Annotated in this window: 1 protein-coding gene; it reads right to left on the reverse strand. The window is 38.2% G+C overall.

Annotated elements, in window-relative coordinates:
• On the reverse strand, positions 1–257 hold a 257-nt coding region (locus HMPREF2731_RS00320; protein WP_002328977.1), incomplete at its 3' end, for an IS110 family transposase.
• Positions 258–492: the final 235 nt, after the last annotated feature.

A 492-nucleotide genomic window follows, 5' to 3' on the forward strand; every position in this document is an offset into this window, starting at 1 on the left:
TTTTTCGCTTCTAACGGGTTTAACAAACAGTAAGAAAAGTGATGATCTTGAAAGAACTTTTCGACTGGTCTGGAATAAATCCCCGTTGCTTCAAAAACAATCAATGGACGTTCAGGCAAGTGCTGGATCTCTTCGAGTAATGCATGAAATCCTCTTTGAGTGTGTTCGATCTCGTCTTCAAATAAGCAGGTGTCGTCTTTGTATAGGACACTGTAGCTGTGTCCCATTGAAACATCTAATGCAAGAATGTAAGGCATTTGTTTTCCTCCTTTTTAAGTTTTGAAAGAACTTTACTGCTTCATTTCGATTCCAATTTCCTATACACGGGCTCATGGCCCCAACATACGTAAACCTGATTCTAAAATGACAGTAAAGAAGTTCGGTTTTTGATAGGGACTCGTAGTCCTCAAGGCTTTGTTCGAACTTTCTTTCACTCTTCACTATAATCTAAAAATAGAAAATAGAGGAGAACATCATTCGTCAATGATGTTC

This window comes from Enterococcus sp. HMSC072F02, from assembly GCF_001837725.1.
GTDB lineage: Bacteria > Bacillota > Bacilli > Lactobacillales > Enterococcaceae > Enterococcus_B > Enterococcus_B lactis.